Raw genomic sequence first — 23495 nt, forward strand, 5'->3', positions numbered from 1 at the left:
ATCATAACCAACCCGTAAACGTGAATAATGACTTTACCGAAGGAGGAACTCGTTGATGACGATGATTACAACCAAGGATGCGTGCATGGCGAGGACACAATGAGCGATAATCGTAACCGGCTCGGAGTCATTGATATTGGTTCGAACTCCATCCGTCTGATTATCTATGAAGCGGGTAATGATCGTACCAGCCGTATGGTACACAAGGCCAAGGAAACGGTGCGTCTTGGTGTACGCAGGGATGAGTACGGCAATATGAGCGAGCAGGATATCTGGACCGTGATTCCGATTCTGCATAAATTCAAGACAATCTGCAAGGCCAACAGAGCCTCACAGATCCGGGCAGTCGCTACGGCAGCTGTCCGTCAATCGACCAATATGGAAGACATTATCGCCAGGTGGGAGCAGGAGACCGGTATTGCTGTACAGGTGCTGTCCGGAGAAGAAGAAGCCTATTACGGATTCCTCGGGGTGACCCGCTCACTGCCTGCTCATATCGATGAAGGATTTATCGTGGATATCGGAGGCGGAAGTACGGAGATTTCGTATTTCAAGCATGAGGAGCTGCTGCACAGCACCTCACTGCCCTGCGGAGCAGTGAATATGACCATGCAAAATGGCAGCCGCGATACCTGGAATGAACCGTCCAGGGAGCGGCTCGCCGAGAAGATTAGCTGTCAGCTGCAGGATTATCCATGGACAGCGAATCACGCCGGTCTTCCGCTGATCGGTCTGGGCGGCGGCATTCGGGCGCTGGCACGAATGGAAAGGGAACGCAAGCATCAGCTCAAGCCAGCCGGTGATCCTTTTCTAATCGAAGCGGAGACGATCCGTTTCTATGCGGATGCACTGGCCGAACTGGATCTGGAAGAACGTATCCGCAAATTCGATCTGGCTGCAGATCGTGCCGATATTATTGTCGCCGGCACGATGATCCTGAGCACCGTGTTTGATCATATGCAGTGTTCGGTACTGCTGGCCAGCTGGCGCGGTCTCAGTGACGGACTGGCTCACCACACTTTTAATATCGCTCAGATTACGCAGGGCCAGATGAATGGTCCTTCCTAAGTGAATGAATAATGGCAGGCCTTTTCTATACACTCCGGTGTATGGAAAAGGCCTGTTTGGCATAGAGCGGGAATACGCATAAATAAGCGCATACAGGCAGTGCATCGTTTGAAAATTATCGCAAACAGGTTAATAAGGAAAAGATTCATTCATGTCGCAGGAACCGGAATTTGGACAAGATAACGTCTGGCGGAACAGGCACGCTGTCAGGAGAAGCCATTTTGCACAGCCATACCACTCGCTAGAACAGAGAAAATGAAGAGACGGGAGGAAGACAGAAATGTATTCTCTTTTTGGACTCAGTCATGAAGCCACTCTGCTAATCTGGGCGCTGGTGGCTATTGTCATTTTGATCGTAATGATTGCCAAGTTTAAATGGAACCCCTTTGTCGTTCTACTGATGGCATCACTGTTTCTCGGCCTGATCATCGGGATGAACCCGCTGGATGTGGTCGATTCCGTGCAGAGTGGTCTGGGTGGTACGCTCGGTTCCATCGCGATCGTCATCGGTCTGGGTACGATGCTCGGCAAGATGATGGCCGAGTCGGGTGGAGCGGAACAGATCGCTACGACGATGATCGACCGGTTTGGGGAGAAAAGGGTACCCTGGGCGATGCTGATCGTTGGTCTGATCGTAGGGATGCCTGTCTTTTTTGAAGTGGGCATTATTTTGCTGATTCCGATCCTGTTCACCGTGATCCGCAAGACTAATATATCGCTGCTCAAAGTAGGTATCCCGATGCTGGCCGGATTGTCGACCGTACATGGTCTGCTGCCGCCGCATCCGGCGCCGATGATCGCGATTGATGCGTTTGGTGCCAATATCGGGATGACGATTATGTACGCCCTGATCGTCGGCATTCCGACGGCGATTATTGCCGGCCCGTTGTTCGGTATATATATCGGCAGCCGAATCGTAGTGCATCCTCCGCAGGGATTATCCGAGCAGTTCACCTCACACCGTTCGGATCAGGCGGAGCGTTCATTGCCCGGATTCGGCCTGACCATGCTGACGATTCTGATGCCGGTCATTCTGATGCTGACCGGTTCGATTGTCGAGATTGTGGCGCCGGAGAGCAATAGCGGAATGGCTCTGTTTTTCCGGTTTATCGGTAATGAGGTTGTCGCCATGTTTATCGCGACCGTATTTGCCTTTTTCTCGCTCGGATTTGCCCAGGGATTCAGCAAGGAGGAGATCTCCAAGTTCGCCAGTGACTGTCTCGCACCGACAGCTTCAATTATTCTGATTATCGGCGGTGGGGGCGCATTCAAGCAGGTACTGATCGACAGTGGTGTAGGCGAGGCGATTGCCAGTGTAGCGACCGCGGCTCATGTCAATGTGGTGGTCTTTGCCTATCTGGTCGCCGCCCTGATCCGTGTAGCCACCGGTTCGGCTACCGTGGCCATGACGACGGCAGCAGGTATTGTCGCACCTGTGCTGGCTCTGACGCCGGGTGCCAATGTGGAGCTGGTCGTACTGGCGACCGGTGCAGGATCACTGATTCTGTCTCATGTGAACGATGCCGGGTTCTGGATGGTCAAGGAGTTCTTTAATATGTCCGTACCGCAGACGCTGAAGTCCTGGACAGTGATGGAGACGATCCTGTCGCTGGTCGCGTTTATTATCATTTTCATATTGAATATAATGGTATAGAGAAGCAGCTATGCAGATAGAGAAATCGGATACGTAGTAACAACCATGAAATTATGACGGAAAGTAGGTAGACGATATGAGCGAAGCAAAATTTATGATCGGTGTGGATATCGGAACAACCAGCACCAAAGCAGTTCTATTTGAAGAAGCAGGGAAAATCGTCGCACAGGGAGCCGTGGAATATCCGCTGCATACACCTGTACCGTCAGTAGCCGAGCAGGACCCGGATCAGCTGTTCCGTGCCGTGATTGACTCGATCCGTCAGGCGATGGACAAGAGCGGCAGAGCGCCCGAGGATATTCTGTTCGTCTCGTTCAGCTCTGCCATGCACAGCATGCTGGTCGTCGACAAGGACGGCAAGCCGCTTACCCAGTGCATGACTTGGGCGGACAACCGCAGCGCCCCTTATTTCAGACAATTAAAGAGTGAGAAAAAAGGACATGAACTCTATATGCGCACCGGTACGCCGATCCATCCGATGTCCCCGCTGACCAAGATCATGTGGATCACCCGGGAGCATCACGAGATTGCCAGTGCCGCACACAAATATATTTCGATCAAGGAATATGTCTTTATGAAGCTGTTCGATGAATATGTGGCCGATCATTCGATGGCTTCGGCTACCGGGCTAATGAACCTGCATGAGCTCGACTGGGATGAGGAAGCACTGTCCACAGCAGGGATTACCCGTGATCACCTGTCCAAGCTGGTTCCGACCACGCATGTGATGAACGGATTGAATGAGACGTATGCAACAGAGATGGGACTGCATGCGGCGGTGCCGTTCGTGCTCGGTGCCAGTGATGGCGTACTGTCCAATCTGGGAGTCGGAGCGATTGATCTGGGCGTTGTCGCGGTTACGATCGGTACAAGCGGCGCGATCCGCACGGTAACGGACAAGCCCGTGACCGATCCCAAAGGGCGCTTTTTCTGTTATGCACTGACCGAGGACAAGTGGGTGATTGGCGGTCCGGTCAATAACGGAGGCATTATTTTCCGCTGGATTCGTGATGAGTTCGCCGCTTCCGAAGTGGAGACAGCCAAGCGTCTTGGTCTGAGTGCATATGACGTATTGACCCGGATTGCCGAGAAAGTGCGCCCCGGTGCGGATGGGCTGCTGTTCCACCCGTATCTGTCCGGTGAACGAGCACCGCTGTGGAACCCGGATGCACGAGGGTCCTTTTTCGGCCTTGCCCTTCATCACAAAAAGGAGCATATGATCCGTGCAGCTCTGGAAGGTGTGCTGTTCAATCTGTATACGGTAATGCTGGCTGTGGAAGAGCAAATCGGCGTACCGCAGAAAATCCATGCGACCGGCGGATTTGCCCGTTCCGAGCTGTGGCGTCAGATGATGGCGGATATTTTCGACCAGCGGGTAGTGGTGCCGGAAAGTATCGAAAGTTCCTGCCTCGGAGCAGCTGTGCTCGGTCTGTATGCGCTGAAGCGGATCGACTCGCTGGATGAAGTGTCCAAGATGATCGGGACCACTTATGAGCACAAGCCGTACAAGGAACATGCGGCCATTTACCGGGAGCTGCTGCCGATCTATATCCGCATCTCCCGCAAATTTGCCGAAGATTATGCGGATATCAGCGACTTCCAGCAGCGTATGCTGGAGAAGCGCATGACCAGCGAACCGATGGAAGATCTGTAATTTATCTGCAGGACAGTGACTGGCCTTTACCCAAAGAAGGCCGGTCACTGTCCTGCTATCCTCTGTCTGCACTTCTCTACTGCGGTGCATTCGACGCCAATCGCCTAAGCAGGTAAAATAGGAAGGAACCATATGTCAACGCAGTCTAACATGCACCGGGAGGAGACAGGAAGATGATTGAATTAATTCCGATGAACGACCAACAATATGCAGAATTCCACCGTTTGTCGACGAAGGATTATGCAGCGGAGAAAGTCGCTGCCGGGGAGTGGACCGAAGAGGAAGCGATGGATCGCTCAGCCGAATCATTCCGTAAATATTTGCCGGATGGACGGGATACGGCCGGCGCATTTATTTATAGCATATTCGAGACAGAGCGGCAGCAGTCTGTGGGACATGCCTGGATGAATATTACTGATACGCCCAAAGGCAAGTACGCCTTTCTGTACGATATACTGATTTATGATGGCTACCAGAATCAGGGGTACGGGCAGCAGACGATGAAGGCGCTGGATGAAGCGGCGATCCAGCAGGGAGCGGCGCGGATTGGCCTGCATGTATTCGGTCATAACCAGCGGGCGCTGCATGTGTACCAGAAGGCCGGTTATGTCATTACCGATTACCAGATGTCCAAGACACTATAAGCCAGGCCAACAACAGAAATAGAGCAGTCCGGTGCACCGAACTGAAGCTCTGATAGGTACAACCAGGGTACATATATAATCGGCATTTGGCAGATCCGAATGCTGCTGCACCATACCAAAAAAAGCTCTGCCGCAGACCTCCTGTTACATCTGAAGAGGTCATACGGCAGAGCTTTTTGACATGTAAATGCTGTTGGGTGTGCAAATGCTGGGTATTCGAATATGAATATGCCCCTATTACATCCGGTAAATGAGTGCCTCGTACGGACGCAGCCGCTGCAGTTCTGCCATCGTATGCTCGTCTTCACGGTCAACCGGGCGGGAGAACTTGGTATAGTTGCCGTGCAGCTTGATCATATGATCGGCCCATTCCACTCCTTCGCCGCTCCAGTCAATCTCCACTTCATGATCGGCAAAGTTCAGCACGACCAGCCATTTTTCATCTTCCCATTCTCTTGTAAAAGCAAAAATCTCTTCATGCTCCGGCAGCAGCAGAGTAAAGGAACCATGTGTCATGATCGGATTCTGATTGCGCATCTGAATCAGCTGACGATAGTAGTAGAATACCGAGTCCGGATGATTCTCCTGATCGCTGACACGCTTGCCTTCCAGCTGTTCGGCAGGAGGCAGGTCAATCCATGGTTTTCCTGCACTGAAGCCTGCGTAGGCATTGCTGTCATCCCACGGAATCGGAGAGCGTGAACCATCACGGCTCCGACGATGAATATTGGCAAGCGCCTGTTCGGGAGATATCCCTTCCTGCAGCGCATGTTCATAATAGGTAATTGTGCCGGTATCCCGGTAGTCTTCGATCCGTTCATAAGTGGTGTTGCACAAACCGAGCTCTTCGCCCTGATAGATCAGCGGGGTACCCGGAACCGTATGGATAAAGGTCGCAAGCAGCTTGGCCGCAGCCGTCTCGTGTTCCCCGGCACCGATCAGATCCGGCATAATTCGCGGATGATCATGGGTGCTCAGATACAGTACATAGCCGCCTTTACCGAATACGCCTTCATACCATTGACTGACCGATTTCTTCAGTTCAAGGATGGACCATTCCCGCGAACCCCATGGGTCCTTGGGATCTTTGCCGATCCGGATCAGATCCATGGCGAGTACCATATCCATCTCGCGCCGCTGCGGGTCTGTATAGCGTACGACTTCGTCCATCGTGACCGATGGTGCTTCCCCCAGGGTGATGACATCAGGATAGCGAGAGATCGTCTGCTCGTGCAACTCCTGCAGGAACTCGTGAATTCGAGGCCCGTTTTTGTAAAATTCCTGTCCCGGCGGATGAGGCGCATCTGGTGCTGCATCCGGCAGCTCCGGATCTTTGGAGATCATATTGATCGCATCCAGGCGGAACCCGTCGATGCCTTTGTCCAGCCACCAGCGGATCATCGTATACAGCTCCTGGCGCATGTTTTCATTTTCCCAGTTCAGGTCGGGCTGCTTGCGGTCGAACAGATGCAGATAATATTCTTCGGTCTGTTCATCGTACGTCCATGCCGGTTCATTCAGGAAGGACATCCAGTTGTTCGGCTCCTGGCCGCTCGGTCCCGGAGCTTTCCATATGTAGTAATCCCGGTAAGGACTGTCCTTGGAGCTTTTGGCCTGCTGGAACCATGGATGCTCATCCGAAGTATGATTGATGACCAGATCCATAATCAGCTTGATGCCGTTTTCATGAAGTTTGGCGAGCAGCTGGTCAAAGTCTTCCATCGTACCGTAGCGGGAATGAATCTTTTGATAGTCCCTGATATCGTAACCATTATCAACCATTGGCGAGTCGCAAATCGGACCAAGCCACACGATGTCGACTCCGAGTTTGACAAGATAATCCACTTTGGAGATAATCCCTTGCAAATCCCCCCAGCCGTCACCGTTGCTGTCTTTGAAGCTTTGCGGATAAATTTGATAGATTACGGATTCTTTCCAGGATTTTGCGTCCATGTGTCAGCCTCCCGTTGAATGTAATATGAAAATGAAGATGAATTTCCTATATTCTTCCTAATGAATGGTTAAACGTAACGATTGATCGTTAAACAACCAACAGCCGGACACATGAAGCATCCGGCTGGAAAAGAAATCAAATGAAATTCAATCAGCTGCAGGAACATCCATTAGGGGTACCCGCCTGTAACTAAAGGTTTGGTGACGAGGTGACCGACAGCAGCCGGATCATCCGGTGATAGGCATGGCCGCGAATATGGATTGTTCCATCCTCGGTGTAACCGAGCCGCTCATACAGGGCTTTTGCCTTGTCGTTGTCCACATCGACGATCAGCAGCAGCCGGGAATATCCCTGCTGGGAAGCCAGCTGCTCAAAGCAGGCGATAAGCCGGGAGCCGATGCCCTGTCCCTGAAAGGACGGATGAACCGCGATGGAATCGAGATAGTATTCATCCGGATGCGCTTCCGGTATGACATCGTCTGCAGACTGGCCGAGCTGTTGCAGACGCTGGATAATCGGTGCATCAAGCCGCGAGATATCCTTGCCATGATAAGACAGAAGAAAGCCTGCAAGCTGTCCTTCCAACTCGGCGACCATGATATTTTCATAACTGAGCCGGTTCCCTCGACTGCGAAAAAAATGTTCCATCGCCTCAAACGCCTGCTCCGTATTGTCCGTACCGGTCAGTGCATAGGCGATATCACCAATAGCCGAATAAATCAAAGGGATCACATCGGCTGCGTCGTTCGGTTGTGCTTTTCTGATAATCATCGTAGTAGCCTCCTTGTACTATGTACTTTTTTCCAGTATAGCACTCTAACTCCGTATTTACAGAAAGAGGGTATCGTTATCTGCGGCAATCGGACGAGTATGGGTACGTGCTGACACAGACAGCGCGTTTGTGAAATATTGTGGCAGAAGGCCCGGTTATGTTTAATGAAGATGGAGGGGTATTTAGGATACTTAACGATTGTATGGCAACAAGCAACAAGCAGGGGATGGACAGGGACAGATAGTTACATTGCTGTTCTTATCCATGCCAATCCTAGCAGATGGAAGGATGGAGATTGAAGATGGAAACGACTCAAATTCGTACTCAATATGGAGAAGTACAGGGTGTACGGGAGAACGGTGCGGTAGTATGGAGAGGAATTCCGTATGCCGAGCCACCGGTTGGCGACCTGCGGTTTCATATGCCTCGTCCACCACAGCCGTGGGAAGGTGTAAGGGAAGCGACCCGGTTCGGCCCGGTCTGTCCACAGCCCGGTAATGAGCTGGACAGCATGTTTGGCGCATCCAATGCACGTCCGGTACAGTCAGAAGATTGTCTGTATCTGAACATATGGGCATCCGACAAATCCACCGAGAACCGGCCGGTAATGGTCTGGCTGCACGGAGGAGCCTTTGTTACCGGAGCAGGAAGCCTGCCGATCTACGATGGTACTTCTCTCGCAGTCAATGGGGATATGATTGTCGTGACCATTAATTATCGTCTGGGGCCTCTGGGTTTCCTGGATCTGTCTTCCTATGGCAATGCACATGCAGCCAATCTGGGATTACTGGATCAGATTGCTGCACTGGAATGGGTACGCAACAATATCGCTTTCTTTGGCGGTGACCCGGAAAAGGTGACCATATTTGGTGAATCGGCCGGTGCGATGAGTATCGCGGCACTACTGGCGATGCCGGCAGCCAAAGGGCTGTTCCGTGCAGCCATTATGCAGAGCGGCGCTTCTCAGGTGATGCCACCGGAAATGGGCAAACGAATCGCGGATGCCTACCTGCGGGAGCTCGGCGGCAGTCCAGAGGATCTGTCGGTACTGTATTCGGCTACGACGGAAGAGTTGCTGCAGGCAGCGGATCGGCTGCGCAAATCCGGCCGGGAAAATATGCTGGCACTGATGTTCCAGCCGGTAATTCATCCGCAGACATTGCCAGTGGAACCGGTCGTGGCGATCGAGAACGGTGCAGCCAAAAATATTGCCCTGATTGTCGGCACCAATCAGGATGAAGGTTCACTGTTTATTAATCAGTCTTCCCAGCTGCTGTCACGTGAACAGATCAGCGGGGCGCTGGAAATGATGACCGGACTGAATGGAGATCATCTGCTGGAGCACTATCCGATGACGGTACAGGGGCAGGCACAGATTATGACGGACCTGTTCTTCTGGCGTTCTGCTGTCCGGTATGCGCAGGCACAGATTAATCATGGACCGGTGTGGATGTACCGATTTGACTGGAGTCAGCCTGGACATTCCTGGCTCGGAACCGCTACCCATGCCGCCGAGATTGCCTTTGTATTTAACAATCTGCCGCTGCTGAGACATATCGGGATTCAGCCGGATGAGCTGACCAATAATCTGGCGGTGCAAATGCAAAAAGCCTGGATTACCTTTGCCCATACGACGACACCAGCCACGATGGAGATCCCATGGGGAGATTACAAAAAGCATGATCGCACGACGATCATTTTCGACCGCCAGATCAATCTCGTCGAAGATCCCGATCGTGACAAGCGGATAAAGCTGATCGGAGATTGATATGTACTATCGATGATTCTTGGTCGGTGATCATGTTCCTGGACGAGAGGAACCGTGAGAACCGGGGAATCGAATCAGGGAACAAGCAGCAGAAGCGAAGCGGATGATCCGTTTTGCTTTTTTGCTGTCTGCGTATAGCTGTATAGCATCGTGCAGCAGTAAGCATTAGCAACGGCAGACGGAATACTCAGCAATGTTCATTTTACCCGTCTGGTTCCAAAGGAACTGTGGTCTACACAAATATGCAGACAGCAGCCCAATTATTAAGTACTAAGCTCTATACAATCTGCCTCTTCGTTTGCCGATAACTATTATATTTAACGGATATCTGCTATACATAATGCAGCACCACCAGATTAGATTGATCAGCAGGTATACATAAACGGAGGGGTACTATTGTTAATCCATATCACCGATCTCAAGCAGGGGGATAAGCTGCTTGCGGATGCATTTAACCGCCAGGGCGTTCCCTTATTAAAAGAAGGAACACAACTGACCGAAGAGGATATTACACTGCTTACGCGTCATCAGCTGGACTATGTGGATGTATCTTCCTCGCAGGGAAATGCATCCTTTCCGGAATTCGGTCTGCAGCAGGATCTGATCGGTCTTCCAGCGCGGCTCAAGCAGAGTGTTGAGCAGTCTTTGCAGACGTATCAGTCGATTTTTCTGGAAGCGCTGACCAAAGGCAAATTCAGTGCCGAGCTGGCAGACCAGCTGATGGAGCCGCTGCTGCTTGATCTGAATGGCAAAAACGATATTGTCTCGCTGCTGTTGATGCTGGAAGCCGAAGACGATCATATTTACAGCCACTCACTCAAAGTGGGTCTGCTCAGTTATTACATTGCTAACTGGCTTGGTTATTCCGAAGAAGAGAGCTGCCGGATCAGTCGTGCGGGCTATCTGCATGATATCGGCAAAAGCCGTCTGCCTTCCATTATCCGTTCCGATCGCGAGAGCATGAACGAATCCGAGCGCAAGGAACTCAAAAAGCATACCCGTTATGGTTACGATCTCATTATGGAATCCCTGAACGACAAAACGACAGCGCTCGTCGCTCTGCAGCATCATGAACGTAATGATGGCACGGGCTACCCGCAGCGCCTGTACAAAAATGGCATTCATGCCTATACCCGTATCGTATCGGTAGCGGATGTGTTTGTGAATATGACCTCGGCGAGCAGCGACGGCAGCAAACAGGGATTGGTTACCATTTTGCAGAACATCTATGAACTGGGATTCTCCAAGCTGCATGAGAAGCCGGTACAGGCGTTGATCCATCATATGTCTCCCAATCTGGTCGGCAAAAAAGTCCAGCTGGACAACGGCGAAAATGGAATGATCGTGCTGGCCAACCAGACCGATATGTTCCGCCCCCTGGTCCAGACGGATACGCAATTTATCGACCTGTCCAAAGAACGCAAAATCCGCATTCGCAAAGTATTCATATAGATATCCATTTCCGGAATGATCCGTCGGCAGCCCATACTTGCTGTCAGCAGATCATTCCGGTTTTTTTGTCGCTGCATTGCAGAACGATACGCACTGGGCTACTATGCATATATGGGTGAAGATGGAAGAGACAGGTTGGCTAAGCTTCCATACAGCACCCGGAAGGGAGGCAATTCAGATGAAGGACAGACGTAATGTACAGGCAGAAGATCTTTACCGGCTAAAATGGACCGAACAGCCGGAGGCCTCTCCATCCGGCGGGGCGATTGTATATGTGAGCCGTCAGGTCAATGACAGCCGGGAGGGTTACCATTCCCATCTGCGGATCATTCATCAGGATGGCAGTGGAGATCGCCAATTCACAGCAGGCGAGCGGGATCATTCACCGGCATGGTCTCCAAGCGGACAGCAGCTGGCTTTTTTGCGCAAAAAGGAAGAGCATACCCAGGTGTGGATCATACCGGCAGACGGCGGTGAGGCCTACCCGGCAACCGACCTGAAGCATGGAGTCCAATCCTTCAAGTGGTCACCGGATGGCAGCTGGCTGCTGCTGTTGGCAGAGCAGGAACAGGAAGAACAGCCGGAAAAGGCAGCTGCACTGCAACAGGGCAGCGATACGGATCAGACATCTGGACCAGCTGCTGCAAGCAAAAAAGCCGTTATTATCGACCGGATTACATACAAATCGGATGGAGGAGGACTGTGGCAGGGACGCCGTACGCATCTGTATGTGCATTCGCTGGTGGATAGCACCGGCCGCTGGCTTACGACAGGAGAGTATGATGTACACAGCTATGGCTGGGCGCCGGACAGTACCCGGATTGCCTTTACAGCACATATTCCATCTGATGAGGAACCCGATCCCGACTTTGTCCGAAGCAGTGATTTGTATACGCTTCATATTCAGGGAGACCATCTGCACCGGTGGACGAATAATGAATATGATATGATCTCCCTGTCCTGGTCACCGGATGGTCAGCAGATCGCTTTTATTGCGAGTGACCAATCGTATCATAATGCGACGCTGACCCGGCTGTACCAGCTATCGCTGCCGGAGGGCAGCATCACCTGTCTGTGCCAGAATTCGGATCGGTTGATTGGTAATTATCTGGTCGGTGACAGCGGGGTCGGTTCGACCGTCGAACCGGTATACAGCAGAGATGGTCAGCAGATCTATACGCTGCTGAGCGAGCAGGGCACTGTGCAGCTGATCGCAACAGCGGCCGATGGTTCCGGTTATCAGGTAATGCTGGATGGGCCGCGCAATGTTCATTATTTTACCCTGACAATGGATGAACATATCATCTTCGTCGCAGCAGACAGCCTGCAGCCGGGCGAGCTGTTCTGCCGGGATACCGTCCAGCTGGAAGAGCGGCAGCTCACTCACTGGAATGATGAGCTGCTGTCCCAGCTGCGGCTCAGTGTTCCGCAGGAGCTTCAGCTGACCTCGGTCGATGGACGGCCGCTGCAGGCATGGCTGATGCCGCCTGTCCGGGAATACGATGCTGACAACCGTGTGCCTGCCATTCTGGAGATTCACGGTGGACCGCATATGATGTATGGATATACCTTTATGCATGAGTTTCAGCTATTGACCTCACAGGGATATGCGGTCATATTCTCCAATCCGCGTGGCAGTCACGGATACGGACAGCAGTTTGTCAACGCCTGCCGGGGCGATTACGGCGGTGGGGATTACCGTGATCTGATGGAAGTGACCGATTATGTACTGGAGCATTACGACTGGATCGATCCGGATCGGCTCGGCGTGACCGGCGGCAGCTATGGCGGCTTTATGACCAACTGGATTGTCGGTCATACCGACCGCTTCAAGGCCGCTGTGACCCAGCGCTCGATCTGTAACTGGGTTTCCTTTTACGGGGTGAGCGATATCGGGTTTTACTTTACCGAGGACCAGATTGGCGGTACGCCATGGCAGCGATTGGAGACATTGTGGAAGCATTCGCCGCTGGCTTTTGTGGAGAATGTGAAGACGCCTATTCTGGTGCTGCATGGTGAACAGGATCTGCGCTGTCCGATGGAGCAGGCGGAGCAGTGGTTTACCGGACTCAAGCGCATCGGGGCTGTGACCCGTCTCGTTCGCTTCCCGGATGCCGATCATAATCTGTCCCGCAGCGGTCATCCACAGCTGAGAATCCAGCGGCTGGAGCATATTGCCGGCTGGTTTGAACAGTATTTGTAGAATACACATGTAAATGGAGCTGATGATCTGCTTATGTATAGAGACGGTGAAGTATGCATACGTCCGATGGAAGAGCGGGATATGTACCGCCTGTGGGAAATCAGTGATCGGGAAGCCGCTCCCGAATGGAAAAAGTGGGATGCACCGTATTATGAACATATTCCGCTCACCTATGAGCAGTTCTGTGCAGGCCAGCAGGAGAGCATGCTGCGCAGTCCGAGCCGCTGGGGCATTGAGGTGAACGGTGAGCTGGTCGGACTGGTCAGTTACTACTGGGAACATGAAGCTTCCCTCTGGCTGGAGATGGGCATTGTCATCTTTGTTCCTTCCTATTGGAGCGGTGGCTATGGGACCCGGGCGCTCCGGATGTGGATGAATCATCTGTTCTCCACACTGCCGCTTGTAAGGGTCGGCTATACGACCTGGTCAGGCAATGAGCGGATGATTGGCGTCGGTTACAAGCTGGGCATGACGATGGAAGCTCGTCTTCGCAAATGCCGGCTGTATAATGGAGTGTATTATGATTCGATCCGGATGGGGATTCTGCGTGAAGAGTGGGAGAGCCACACCGGTGCTGCACATCAGGAAGTCGAAGCGGTAAATCGTAATTCGATATAGTAGAAGTACAATCCGATAGACCGTACGCAACTATGGAAGATGAGCCAGCAGCAAAACCAAGACCAACAATAACAGCAACATATAGAAGCAGCAGTAAAAGAACCCGCAGCGGCAACGTGCCAGCTTGCGGGTTCTTTTTAATAAGAAAACTACCGTAATAAGAAAATCATCGTTTTTTACTATTGAATAGTATCCTCGCTGGCTGGTGTACCCGTCGAATCGGCTGCAGCAGCTTCATCAGCAGAGCTGTCCGCTGCAGGCTGGGTCGGTGCGGGATGCTTTTGCAGATAATCCAGCGCGTTGTAGATCATCACAGCCGCTTCCGCGCGGGTGATTTTGGCTTTCGGATCAAAGTTTCCTTTGGCGTCCAGTTCATTAATGTTCATCGCCAGGGAACGCTGAACAGCTCCCTGATAGGAAGGGTTCAGTTTGGCATTGTCACCGATTTTGACAGGCTTGATATTGATCATTGGCAGGTTGCCTGCTTTTTGCATTGATTGCATCAGATAGTTGGTGAACTGTTCACGTGTCAGATCCGCTGCAGGATCGACTGAGCGCGGAACTTCCACCCCATTTACAGCTGCAATAACAAAGGCATCCGAGTACCATACGCCATCTTTGACTTTGGTATAGGAATCGCTTGCCTGCGGTGCTTTGATAAATGTAAACTGCGCCAGACTGAGCTGGAAGCTGTTGACCAGCATCTGGATGCCCTGCGCTGTATTCAGTGTCTGATCCGGTTTGAATTCGGTAGCGGTCACCCCGCTGATAAATCCACGATCTTTGAGTGATTCGATCTTTTGCTGTCCCTGCACATTACGGATATCCGTAAAATCGCTGCCCGCTGCCAGCGCCTGTCCACTAATCGCAAGCGTCAGCACCGAAGCGGTCAGAAGGGACATCCATTTAGGCTGTATTCCCATTTCCTATTCCCCTCTCACACTGTTATTTTGGCCTTTCCTATTCCTACAGACGAGGCCTCTTCCTATTAGGTTGCAGGATTGATACTGTTAATTTAATATATCACAAATGAGTATCGCCTTCCTGGGACTGGTTTTTTCGACATATGTAGTACTTTAGATTTAGTTATAGTCAAATAATGACAAAATTAATCCCAAGTAATATTAGGGGAAATTTGGCGAAACCGGGACTGCTGAATCATTTATAAAATACTAGGAAAAACGTGACTATTTTATGTTTTCAATAGGAAGAATAGAGGGTATAACTTAAATAACTAAGACATCAGCATAGGAAGCAATAGGAACCGGCTAGGAAGACAATTCCTACTTAACGAATAAATGGAACTTAAACCACTATCATAAAGGAGCGTGAAGGTTTTGAACATCAACTTAAGCGTATATCAAGCAACTCCCTACAACCACCAGCAATTCAGACCGCAGGCCACAATGACAGCGGATAAGTCCAGTGCAGCAACAGGCGGACAAAGCTTCCAGGAGCTGCTGAATGCTCAAATGGCAGCAAGCACAAGCGTAACGACTTACAGAAAACGTTAATCGATAATTGTTCAACAGCAGCCATCATCTGTTCTACCAGGTGAATGAATCATAATCACAGACGTTCCAAGACGACATAGAAGCAGTGATGTCTTGAAATAGTATGTCTACGAAGATCAGAAATTGGGCTGTCATGGAATTATTTCCATATCAGACGGGTTGAACTACATATTAGGGCATGTTCCGATTCGGAGCATGTCCATTATTATGTCTATAGAAGAAATCGCTTTCATTAATGGAAAGAGGTATGATAATAAAGGCAACTTTATTCCCTAGGAGGTACTGGATTATGGCACTGATGCAATGTAATTTTTATTCGGAAGTACTGGGACTGTCCACTTCCATGAATGTGATTATTCCGCAGGAGACACACAGCCAGATCGGGATGGAAGGTCATACGACCGGAGGCAGGCATCCGGTATTGTATCTGCTGCACGGTCTGTCGGATGATCATACGATCTGGCTGCGCCGGACATCGATCGAGCGTTATGCGGCGGCTTATGGTCTGGCGATCGTGATGCCTAATGTACACCGCAGCTTTTATACGGATATGCAGCAAGGCGGCAAATACTTTACTTTTGTCAGCGAAGAGCTGCCACGTCTCACAGAATCCTTTTTCCAGGTCTCTGACCGCCGTGAGGACCGTTTCGTAGCCGGACTGTCCATGGGTGGGTATGGAGCGCTCAAGCTCGGTATGAGCCTGCCAGACCGCTATGCGGCGGCAGCGAGTCTTTCCGGTGCGACAGATATCACCTCCCTGTATAAGCGCGGGGATGAAGAATATACGGCCGAGATCAAGCGTATTTTCGGTTCGCTGGAAGAGATGCAGGGATCGAGCAACGATCTGTTCCATCTTGCGGAGCGACTATCGGCTGCCGAACCGGGGACCAGGCTGCCGCAGCTGTACCAGTGCTGCGGCACGGAGGACTTCCTGTATGACGATAATATCCGCTTCCGGGACCATGTGCGCCAGCTCGGAATAGAGCTGACGTATGAAGAAGAGCCGGGGATGCACGAGTGGGGCTACTGGGATACCAAGATCCAGCGCGTGCTGGAGTGGCTGCCGCTGTCCCGCTGATTATAGGGCGAGTAGAAGGTAGAGTTGCAGGAATTCGAGCATTATTTGATAGGGAATCGAGAGCATGATTTTCATAAAAACAAGCAGCTTCTGTCTGTCACGTCAGAAGCTGCTTGTTTTTATGATTCGATCCAGAAGAGAGGCGGGAGCTGGATACTTTATACTTTTGTTTAAAGTTTAAGCCTTCTCGGCATCTGGTTCCTGCACCAGTACCCGGTGAGTTGGATAAGCCAGCTTGGCTTCTTCCTCCTGCAGTACTTGCATCACGAACAGATTCAGCTTTTGGCGGTATTCCAGATTGTCTCCCCAGGCAGGCGACTTGGTAAAGCACTGTACCATGATTCCGAGGCTGCTTTCATAGAATTCGTTGAATTTAACCATAACCGAACCGGGAGCTACCGCTTCATCATTTTCCAGATGTTCGGTCAGCCGGTCTACAATCCGCTCAATCCGGTCACCCGGAGTCTGCAGGGACAGCTTGATATTGAAAAAGATTTTGCGTTTACCCATCTGGCTGCCGTTTGTGATGGCCGACGACGCCAGTTTGGAGTTCGGCACAATCACCAGCGCATCCGTAAAAGTGCGGATCTTGGAGCTGCGGAACGTAATATCTTCGACGATGCCTTCGATGTCCGGTGTAGAGATCCAGTCTCCCTTGGAAAAAGGCTTCTCCAGAATAATGACAATTCCGGCGATAATATTGCTGAGCGACTCCTGGGCGGCCAGTGAGATAGCGAGCGTACCCAGTCCCATTCCTGCGACGACGCCATTAATGCTGAATCCCCATTCCGCGCCGATACTGGTCACTACCAGCACGATAACCACGAACCGGATCACTTTGGACAGGAAAGGAATAATCATGCTGGTGGCATCCAGTCCAAACTTCTTGCCTACACCTTCCAGCAGGATGGAGGACGCCGCAGATACATTATAGAATCCCCAGCCCAGTAGAATCACGCTGATACTGCGATAGATCCGATTAATATCGATTACAAATTCCCACTGCTCATGCATAAAATAGCGCAGCGCCGCATATGTCCCGATCAGAATGAAAAAATACTGCAATGGTTTCTCAAAGGCTTCCGCCCAGCGAATTAGAGCCGGATGATCCTTGAACCGTCCGATCAAAAAGGCAAACAGATAACGTGTAAATAACTTGCGGAATAACAGAAATAAAATCAAAATGACGATGGATACAAACAGATCAATCCAGCGTACGTTGTAATACCATTGTATCAAGTCATCAATAAAGTACATATTCACCATCCTTTTTTGTATCATTTGCATAACTATTAATTACCCTTTTCCCGCAGCTTCGATTGATGTTTTGATTTGTTAAATTTAAGGCATATATCCTAATTTGCTTTGAATATTTAACAATGAAGCAGGATCTATTATGAAATAACAAGTAATATCGAATTTATTTCATAATCCGGATAGACGAAAACCGCGGATAGAATACAGTGGCAGATACAACAAAAAAGCCCGCTCTTTGATAGAGCGGGCTTTCTGGCAGGAAGTATACACGTTCCTGATTGGTTATTTATTCATTACGTCTGGCAGTTGTTAGCTGCGTGTACGACGCATCGAACGGAAGATCATGCTTGCAATGAATACCAGTACAACTGCACCGATAATCGATTGAATCACATAGAATCCGCCGATCTCAGGACCCCAGTTACCCAGCAGCATGTTACCCAACCAACCACCGATGAAACCTGCAATAATATTACCAATGATACCACCCGGAATGTCGCGGCCTACGATCATACCTGCGATCCAACCAATAATACCACCTACGATTAATGACCAAATGAATCCCATAATTTTCTCCTCCTAAGTAAGTCAATATCTTTCTTAAGATAGTCGAGTACTTTTTCAAAATAACTTAGGATATCCGTGAAGCAAGTAAGTTAGTTTGGAAAGTGTATTCGATAATCTCTTGTCGTCTATTTATTAACCACTGATAACTAATTTAAACCGTATGTTCGAAATTTAATAAATAAATTGGTTGGCAGCCCTGTCCATAAGGCATGAAAAAAGCCTGCACTGGTCAAGGTGCAGGCGGGGAGATCCCTTGATTTACTTGATGTTTCCGTTGGCTTTGAGGCGTTTGGCAATCTCGGCAAAGTCTTCCTGGGAGATACCCGGCGCGAATTCTTCTTCGACCTCCGGATACTCGGGAACAGGTACACCCTGCGGGAATCCGTGAATGACTTCCAGCGGCAGACCGTCTTCCGGGTGGGTTCCTTTCCAGATTTGGTCGATCGCTTTGAAGTCTTCGGTGCTGTGGGTGTACAGTTTGGTATGGACGCCTTTGTCCTCGTATTTACGTGCTTCATTGAATGCTTTATTGCTCAATGAAGGAACAGGAACGAGTTTGGTCACATCAACGCCGGTTGCCATTTGCAGCGCTTTGGCATAAGCGACCACATGCACACCGCCGCGGACAAGCAGGAAACCGACGACTTCGCGGGCTGCCGGATGATCGGTCATTTCATACACTTTCATCTTATGTGTTCTGGCACCGCACTCCAGGAAAAAGTTGTGCAGCAGATCCTCCACCAGGTTACCGCTGTTAAACACATTGTCGCCTGTCCACGGTCTGCCCATGGAATCACGCGGCATGGCGCCCTGGGCACCGGCGAGGTATGGATAGCTCAATCTTGCATTTTTGACGGAATCCAGAGGCGTGTCATCCGGCTGCTTATAGGAAGTGGAGCCGGCCTGAATCTTGTTAATTCCGTGAGCGACCAGCTCGACGTGCCCCAGCTCTTCGGCGGTAATACTCGTTACCAGATCGTAGAACGGCTTGAGCTTGGTCTTGTTACGGAAGTTAAAGGACTGGAACAGGTAGTTGTTCAGAGTCGACATTTCCCCGAATTTACCGCCCAGCAGTTCCTGTACAGCAGCTGCCGCATTCGGATCGGGACGGTCCACGTCGGGGATTTCAATCATAATCTGGTCAAGACGTGTGAACATAATCATACCTCCATTATTCAGTTGTATTCTGCGTAATCATTTTATTGCAAAAAACTGTATTGAGAAAAATAAAGCCTATACAACCAATACCCTAATTTATCCACTACAAACGTTAAAAGGAAGATAGTGACATAATTTTCATTTAAAGTTCACAATATAAATTAAATATGGAAAATCCAATGTTAGCTGTAATAGACAGGTAATTATAGTCTACCCATCGTAATTATTTTGGGAAAAATGTATAATATGTAAACGGTATCTGTGCATGCAATGGCACAGACAAGATCACGATAGAGATGTGGGATGAAAACTATGGATCATGAGAAACAGCGGCTCAGCATCGAGACCGCCCGGTTATACTATCTATCCGACTACAGTCAGCAGGAGATCGCTTCCCGGCTCGGCGTGTCCCGGCCAACGGTATCCCGGCTGCTGCAATATGCCAAGGAAAAGGGTTACGTGCGGATCAATATCGTCGATCCACTGGAAGATCTGGACGAGCTTGGTGAACAGCTCAAGCGCAAGTACAAGCTCGATACCGTGCAGGTATGCTATTCTCCGGTCAATGAATACCGGGAGATCCAGAAGCATATCAGCAAGCGGGCGGCCGATTATCTGTACGAGATTGTGCAGGATTCGGATATTATCGGGGTCACCTGGGGAACCACCATGTACTCGGTCGCCCGCCAGCTGGAGCAAAAGCAGGTGCGCGGAGTGGAGGTTGTTCAGCTCAAGGGCGGGGTCAGCCATTCCCATGTGAATACGTATGCGGCCGAGACGGTTAATCTGTTCGCCGAAGCGTATCATACGAGTGCACGGTATCTGCCTTTACCTGTCATTTTCGATAATATCGAGGTCAAGCGCATGGTCGAGGAAGACCGTCATATCCAGCGCATCATTGAACTGGGGCGGCAGGCCAATATCGCCATGTTCACGGTCGGTACGGTCAAGGAAGATGCGCTGCTGTTCCGGCTCGGCTACTTTAACAAGGAAGAGCAGCAGCTGCTGCAGCGCACCGGTGTAGGCGATATCTGCTCCCGCTTCTTTGATAAAGACGGCAATATCTGCAGCACGGCAATCAATGAACGCACCGTCGGCATCGACCTGCCTGATCTGCGTAAAAAAGAAAAATCCATTCTCGTCACCGGCGGTCAGCGCAAGATCGAAGCGATCGAAGCGGCGCTGGTGGGCAAATATGCGAATATTCTGGTCACCGATCAGTTCACCGCCCAGGCTCTGCTGACCGAGGCATGATACGGGTTCAGCGAGCCAGAGAGATTAATGGATCAACAGGGAGATTAATAGATCAAGAGCAATAAGGGACAGGTGAGTGAATACACACGTATTGTAATAGCAATATGCTGAATATTAACATGTTGGATAGTAATATGCTGGAATAGCACCGTCCTGTTTTACGATCTCCAGACATAGGAGTATAGTATCGGAGTACCTGAATAGAGAACAATTCTACTACAGCACAGCAGCCGGATAGATGGGCAGCTGTGCTGTTTGATTTACCTTTTACAATGTAAAATATTGATCATTTGTATTGACAATAGTTGCGTATTAAACTAATATTGGTTCGAGTTCGAACTAATTGTATGAAGATATGCAATTTTGAAATATCTGTACCGGAAAGGAAATAGTGATCGTTCATGGATTCTCCATCAATACAGCCTGACGATACGATGAATAGTCCGGCCCATATCGTCAAAGTGCTCTATATCATGATCCGGCGCGAGATCGAGACGGCGCTGCGCCCGCTCGGATTGACACCCCAGCAGGGACAGGCACTGCATGCACTATCCTATTCGCCCGGTCTGACCAATACAGAACTGGAACATCAGCTCATGATCGAGAAGTCTAGCGTGACCAGCCTGATGAACGGCATGGAAAAGAAAGGCTGGGTCACCCGCAGAAGTCATCCGGAAGACGCACGTATGCGACAGAATGAACTGACCGAAGCCGGACAGCAGATGCATCAGGCGGCCCATGCTGCGGTCGAAGAGGTCAAGCAGCGTTCCCGCAACGCCCTGACCTCAGAGGAACTGGAGCAGCTTCACGGATTGCTGTCCAAGCTGAATGCGGTATACCGGTCTTCCTGAACGGCTCGGCTGTTGTTATTGTTTTTAATCATTTTCACCAGTCACTTTTTAGAGTTTATTATTTATGCTTGGTGTGTTTATTCTCCATATTTTTTATTTATAGAAAGGAATTTATTTTCTCATGAATCAGGAACAGGTCTACCCCAATGGCGATAAGCTGATGCGCGTACTGGCATTTACGCTCGTCTTCTCCGTCATGAATGCTTCGATGTTTAATGTCGTTATGCCGATTATCAGCCAGGAGTTCCATATCGGAGCATCCGAGGTCAGCTGGCTGCTGACCGCCTATATGATCGTCTATGCTGTCGGCTCTGTCACGTACGGCAAGCTGGCGGACAAATACCGGCTCAAGGATCTGCTGACCTTCGGCCTGATCTTCTTTGCCCTCGGATCGGTCGTCGGTCTGACCGCCACTCATTTCTGGATGATGATTCTCGGTCGTGTCCTGCAGGCTGCAGGTGCGGCCGTTATCCCGGCTACCGCAATGATCGTGCCGGTGCGCTACTTCCCGCAGGAAAAGCGTGGTGCCGCACTTGGTATGACAGCAGTTGGTCTGGCGCTCGGAACCGCGATTGCCCCGATTGTATCGGGCCTTGTGACCAGCTTTGCCAGCTGGCGCTTTCTGTTCCTGCTGTCGATTCTGCCGCTGATTGCACTGCCATTTTTCCGTAAATACCTGGACGATGCCAGGGGGACGGCGCAGAAGATCGACTTCCTCGGCGGTGGACTGCTCGGAGGTACGGTGGCACTGCTGCTGCTGTCCATTTCCCAGAGCAACTGGATTAGCCTCGTGGTCGGTATTATTCTACTCGTGCTGTTCATTGTTCGTATTCGTACGGCCAAGGAACCGTTTATCCAGCCCCAGCTGTTCCGCAACCGCCAGTATTCCTTCAGCCTGTTTATCGCCTTTCTGGCGACAGGCATGAGCTTTGGACTACCGTTCCTGACGCCGCAGTTCCTGTCCAGCCTGAATGGACTGTCCCCGGCGATTATCGGCCTGATCATGTTCCCGGCCGCGATCTGCTCGGCGATCCTGGGCCGCCAGGGCGGACGACTGGCTGATCGGAAAGGCAATTCGTATCTCGTCTATATTGCTACCACGCTGATCTTTATCTGCTTTGTCACGCTGTCGATCATGGTCGGCATCTCGCCATATGTAGTGCTGTTCCTGCTGATTTTCGGCAATGTAGGACAGACCTTTATGCAGATAGCCATGTCGAATACCATCTCCCGTACGCTGACCAAGGATCAGGTGGGGGTGGGGATGGGCATGTTCTCCCTGCTGAACTTTATCGCCGGTGCAATGGCGACGAGCGTTATTGGCAAGGTGATCGATACCGATGCCAATGGATTTCATTTGAACCCAGCTGCGCTGTTTAGCGAAGCGTATACGTTTAGCAATATTTTCTCCGGTCTGGCGCTGCTTGTCGTGATCGTGATTGTGCTGTATGCAGTGCAGTCGAGATGGACAGCCGGGCAGGCGAAGTAGAGAACAGGAAGATAATAGAATGTGAAGAGGCCAGCTGATTTTCTGATCAGCTGGCCTTTTTTGTGATGATTAAACATAGACTCATATGTACAGTTATTGGAATAATAAATATAAAAGTTTATTAATAAGTATTATTTCCATTTTTGTAAACAAGCAGTATAATCTTCTACAAGACGCTATAAGGCTGTAAGCTGCTATTAATGCCTCATATGTTCATACATAAGGCAATTTACTTCCATTTACACGTCCATACGGTTAAGAAAGGAGGAAAAAGACGTATATGATCCCAAATTATTTTCGCAAATTCGCAGTGGTGCTATTTTCTGTAAGTATCCTGTTCTCCGCTGTACTTACAGCCTCTGCTGCCTCTACCAGAGTGTATGAATACGATATCAATGGCAGATTGACCACTACCTACACAGCAACACAGAAAGTCACATACAGTTACGACAAGAACGGTAATCTGCTAAATAAAAAAGTGGAAAAAGGGAACTATAGTGCCAATCTGATCGCAGCCAACAAAAAATAAACAGAGATTCG

At 50.3% G+C, this 23495-nt stretch carries 20 protein-coding genes; 14 read left to right on the forward strand and 6 right to left on the reverse strand.

The window, feature by feature from the left end:
- The first annotated feature begins 99 nt into the window (after positions 1-99).
- The 4 genes from WH45_RS05815 to WH45_RS05830 all read left to right on the forward strand — a co-directional run bounded on the left by WH45_RS05815 (position 100) and on the right by WH45_RS05830 (position 5020).
- A complete protein-coding gene (locus tag WH45_RS05815) occupies positions 100-1068 on the forward strand; it encodes a Ppx/GppA phosphatase family protein (RefSeq protein ID WP_052723633.1) in 969 nt (322 codons plus the stop codon).
- 280 nt (positions 1069-1348) lie between these two features.
- Positions 1349-2722: a GntP family permease gene (locus WH45_RS05820; RefSeq protein ID WP_046213450.1), complete on the forward strand. Its 1374-nt coding sequence runs from the start codon at positions 1349-1351 to the stop codon at positions 2720-2722.
- A gap of 76 nt (positions 2723-2798) precedes the next feature.
- Entirely contained in the window at positions 2799-4376 is a 1578-nt protein-coding gene (gntK, locus tag WH45_RS05825) for a gluconokinase (protein ID WP_046213451.1), read from the forward strand.
- A gap of 173 nt (positions 4377-4549) precedes the next feature.
- The gene (locus WH45_RS05830) at positions 4550-5020 is read left to right on the forward strand and encodes a GNAT family N-acetyltransferase (RefSeq protein ID WP_046213452.1); all 471 of its coding nucleotides are present in this window, start codon (positions 4550-4552) and stop codon (positions 5018-5020) included.
- Between the two features lie 237 nt (positions 5021-5257).
- On the opposite strand, the gene WH45_RS05835 is transcribed toward WH45_RS05830, so the two are convergent.
- Together WH45_RS05835 and WH45_RS05840 are read right to left on the reverse strand one after the other, a co-directional pair.
- On the reverse strand, positions 5258-6973 hold the full coding sequence (locus WH45_RS05835; protein ID WP_046213453.1) for a glycoside hydrolase family 13 protein: 1716 nt from the start codon (positions 6971-6973) through the stop codon (positions 5258-5260).
- A gap of 190 nt (positions 6974-7163) precedes the next feature.
- Complete coding sequence (locus tag WH45_RS05840; protein WP_052723634.1) at positions 7164-7745, reverse strand: GNAT family N-acetyltransferase; 582 nt, start codon at positions 7743-7745, stop codon at positions 7164-7166.
- A 302-nt stretch (positions 7746-8047) separates the two neighbouring features.
- Between WH45_RS05840 and WH45_RS05845 the strand changes: the two genes are divergently transcribed.
- The 4 genes from WH45_RS05845 to WH45_RS05860 all read left to right on the forward strand — a co-directional run bounded on the left by WH45_RS05845 (position 8048) and on the right by WH45_RS05860 (position 13787).
- Complete coding sequence (locus tag WH45_RS05845) at positions 8048-9514, forward strand: carboxylesterase/lipase family protein (protein ID WP_046213454.1); 1467 nt, start codon at positions 8048-8050, stop codon at positions 9512-9514.
- Positions 9515-9910: 396 nt separating this feature from the next.
- Positions 9911-10966, forward strand: a complete 1056-nt coding sequence (locus WH45_RS05850; RefSeq protein WP_046213455.1) for an HD-GYP domain-containing protein — start codon at positions 9911-9913, stop codon at positions 10964-10966.
- A gap of 178 nt (positions 10967-11144) precedes the next feature.
- Positions 11145-13169 carry a S9 family peptidase gene (locus tag WH45_RS05855; RefSeq protein ID WP_046213456.1) on the forward strand — a complete coding sequence of 675 codons (2025 nt, stop codon included), beginning with the start codon at positions 11145-11147 and terminating at the stop codon, positions 13167-13169.
- A 33-nt stretch (positions 13170-13202) separates the two neighbouring features.
- Entirely contained in the window at positions 13203-13787 is a 585-nt protein-coding gene (locus WH45_RS05860) for a GNAT family N-acetyltransferase (protein ID WP_046213457.1), read from the forward strand.
- Between the two features lie 179 nt (positions 13788-13966).
- Here WH45_RS05860 and WH45_RS05865 read toward each other — a convergent pair whose 3' ends face one another.
- A complete protein-coding gene (locus tag WH45_RS05865) occupies positions 13967-14710 on the reverse strand; it encodes an S-layer homology domain-containing protein (RefSeq protein WP_046213458.1) in 744 nt (247 codons plus the stop codon).
- A gap of 414 nt (positions 14711-15124) precedes the next feature.
- Between WH45_RS05865 and WH45_RS23550 the strand changes: the two genes are divergently transcribed.
- A complete protein-coding gene (locus tag WH45_RS23550; RefSeq protein WP_156075149.1) occupies positions 15125-15301 on the forward strand; it encodes a hypothetical protein in 177 nt (58 codons plus the stop codon).
- Between the two features lie 289 nt (positions 15302-15590).
- The gene (locus WH45_RS05870) at positions 15591-16379 is read left to right on the forward strand and encodes an alpha/beta hydrolase (protein ID WP_046213459.1); all 789 of its coding nucleotides are present in this window, start codon (positions 15591-15593) and stop codon (positions 16377-16379) included.
- 177 nt (positions 16380-16556) lie between these two features.
- Here WH45_RS05870 and WH45_RS05875 read toward each other — a convergent pair whose 3' ends face one another.
- The 3 genes from WH45_RS05875 to WH45_RS05885 form a co-directional block, all read right to left on the reverse strand.
- The gene (locus WH45_RS05875) at positions 16557-17636 is read right to left on the reverse strand and encodes a mechanosensitive ion channel family protein (protein ID WP_046213460.1); all 1080 of its coding nucleotides are present in this window, start codon (positions 17634-17636) and stop codon (positions 16557-16559) included.
- A gap of 309 nt (positions 17637-17945) precedes the next feature.
- Positions 17946-18203, reverse strand: coding sequence for a GlsB/YeaQ/YmgE family stress response membrane protein (locus WH45_RS05880; protein WP_046213461.1), 258 nt, complete (start codon positions 18201-18203; stop codon positions 17946-17948).
- A 258-nt stretch (positions 18204-18461) separates the two neighbouring features.
- Positions 18462-19361, reverse strand: coding sequence for a manganese catalase family protein (locus WH45_RS05885; protein WP_046213462.1), 900 nt, complete (start codon positions 19359-19361; stop codon positions 18462-18464).
- A gap of 312 nt (positions 19362-19673) precedes the next feature.
- On the opposite strand from WH45_RS05885, the gene WH45_RS05890 reads away from it, so the two are divergent.
- The 4 genes from WH45_RS05890 to WH45_RS05905 all read left to right on the forward strand — a co-directional run bounded on the left by WH45_RS05890 (position 19674) and on the right by WH45_RS05905 (position 23484).
- Positions 19674-20615 carry a sugar-binding transcriptional regulator gene (locus WH45_RS05890; RefSeq protein ID WP_046213463.1) on the forward strand — a complete coding sequence of 314 codons (942 nt, stop codon included), beginning with the start codon at positions 19674-19676 and terminating at the stop codon, positions 20613-20615.
- Positions 20616-21016: 401 nt separating this feature from the next.
- Entirely contained in the window at positions 21017-21466 is a 450-nt protein-coding gene (locus tag WH45_RS05895) for a MarR family winged helix-turn-helix transcriptional regulator (RefSeq protein WP_046213464.1), read from the forward strand.
- 121 nt (positions 21467-21587) lie between these two features.
- Positions 21588-22955: an MFS transporter gene (locus WH45_RS05900; protein WP_046213465.1), complete on the forward strand. Its 1368-nt coding sequence runs from the start codon at positions 21588-21590 to the stop codon at positions 22953-22955.
- A 280-nt stretch (positions 22956-23235) separates the two neighbouring features.
- The gene (locus tag WH45_RS05905) at positions 23236-23484 is read left to right on the forward strand and encodes an RHS repeat domain-containing protein (RefSeq protein WP_046213466.1); all 249 of its coding nucleotides are present in this window, start codon (positions 23236-23238) and stop codon (positions 23482-23484) included.
- The last annotated feature ends 11 nt before the right edge of the window (positions 23485-23495 follow it).

It is taken from the genome of Paenibacillus wulumuqiensis, assembly GCF_000971965.1.
Taxonomy (GTDB): Bacteria; Bacillota; Bacilli; order Paenibacillales; family Paenibacillaceae; genus Saccharibacillus; species Saccharibacillus wulumuqiensis.

What these genes read in the sequence shown, in the direction of transcription:
- WH45_RS05815 (WP_052723633.1), top strand. Translation starts at nt 100, where the DNA reads ATGAGCGATAATCGTAACCGGCTCGGAGTCATTGATATTGGTTCGAAC.
- WH45_RS05820 (WP_046213450.1), top strand. Translation starts at nt 1,349, where the DNA reads ATGTATTCTCTTTTTGGACTCAGTCATGAAGCCACTCTGCTAATCTGG.
- gntK (WP_046213451.1), top strand. Translation starts at nt 2,799, where the DNA reads ATGAGCGAAGCAAAATTTATGATCGGTGTGGATATCGGAACAACCAGC.
- WH45_RS05830 (WP_046213452.1), top strand. Translation starts at nt 4,550, where the DNA reads ATGATTGAATTAATTCCGATGAACGACCAACAATATGCAGAATTCCAC.
- WH45_RS05835 (WP_046213453.1), bottom strand. Translation starts at nt 6,973, where the DNA reads ATGGACGCAAAATCCTGGAAAGAATCCGTAATCTATCAAATTTATCCG.
- WH45_RS05840 (WP_052723634.1), bottom strand. Translation starts at nt 7,745, where the DNA reads ATGATTATCAGAAAAGCACAACCGAACGACGCAGCCGATGTGATCCCT.
- WH45_RS05845 (WP_046213454.1), top strand. Translation starts at nt 8,048, where the DNA reads ATGGAAACGACTCAAATTCGTACTCAATATGGAGAAGTACAGGGTGTA.
- WH45_RS05855 (WP_046213456.1), top strand. Translation starts at nt 11,145, where the DNA reads ATGAAGGACAGACGTAATGTACAGGCAGAAGATCTTTACCGGCTAAAA.
- WH45_RS05860 (WP_046213457.1), top strand. Translation starts at nt 13,203, where the DNA reads ATGTATAGAGACGGTGAAGTATGCATACGTCCGATGGAAGAGCGGGAT.
- WH45_RS05865 (WP_046213458.1), bottom strand. Translation starts at nt 14,710, where the DNA reads ATGGGAATACAGCCTAAATGGATGTCCCTTCTGACCGCTTCGGTGCTG.
- WH45_RS05870 (WP_046213459.1), top strand. Translation starts at nt 15,591, where the DNA reads ATGGCACTGATGCAATGTAATTTTTATTCGGAAGTACTGGGACTGTCC.
- WH45_RS05875 (WP_046213460.1), bottom strand. Translation starts at nt 17,636, where the DNA reads ATGTACTTTATTGATGACTTGATACAATGGTATTACAACGTACGCTGG.
- WH45_RS05880 (WP_046213461.1), bottom strand. Translation starts at nt 18,203, where the DNA reads ATGGGATTCATTTGGTCATTAATCGTAGGTGGTATTATTGGTTGGATC.
- WH45_RS05885 (WP_046213462.1), bottom strand. Translation starts at nt 19,361, where the DNA reads ATGTTCACACGTCTTGACCAGATTATGATTGAAATCCCCGACGTGGAC.
- WH45_RS05890 (WP_046213463.1), top strand. Translation starts at nt 19,674, where the DNA reads ATGGATCATGAGAAACAGCGGCTCAGCATCGAGACCGCCCGGTTATAC.
- WH45_RS05895 (WP_046213464.1), top strand. Translation starts at nt 21,017, where the DNA reads ATGGATTCTCCATCAATACAGCCTGACGATACGATGAATAGTCCGGCC.
- WH45_RS05900 (WP_046213465.1), top strand. Translation starts at nt 21,588, where the DNA reads ATGAATCAGGAACAGGTCTACCCCAATGGCGATAAGCTGATGCGCGTA.
- WH45_RS05905 (WP_046213466.1), top strand. Translation starts at nt 23,236, where the DNA reads ATGATCCCAAATTATTTTCGCAAATTCGCAGTGGTGCTATTTTCTGTA.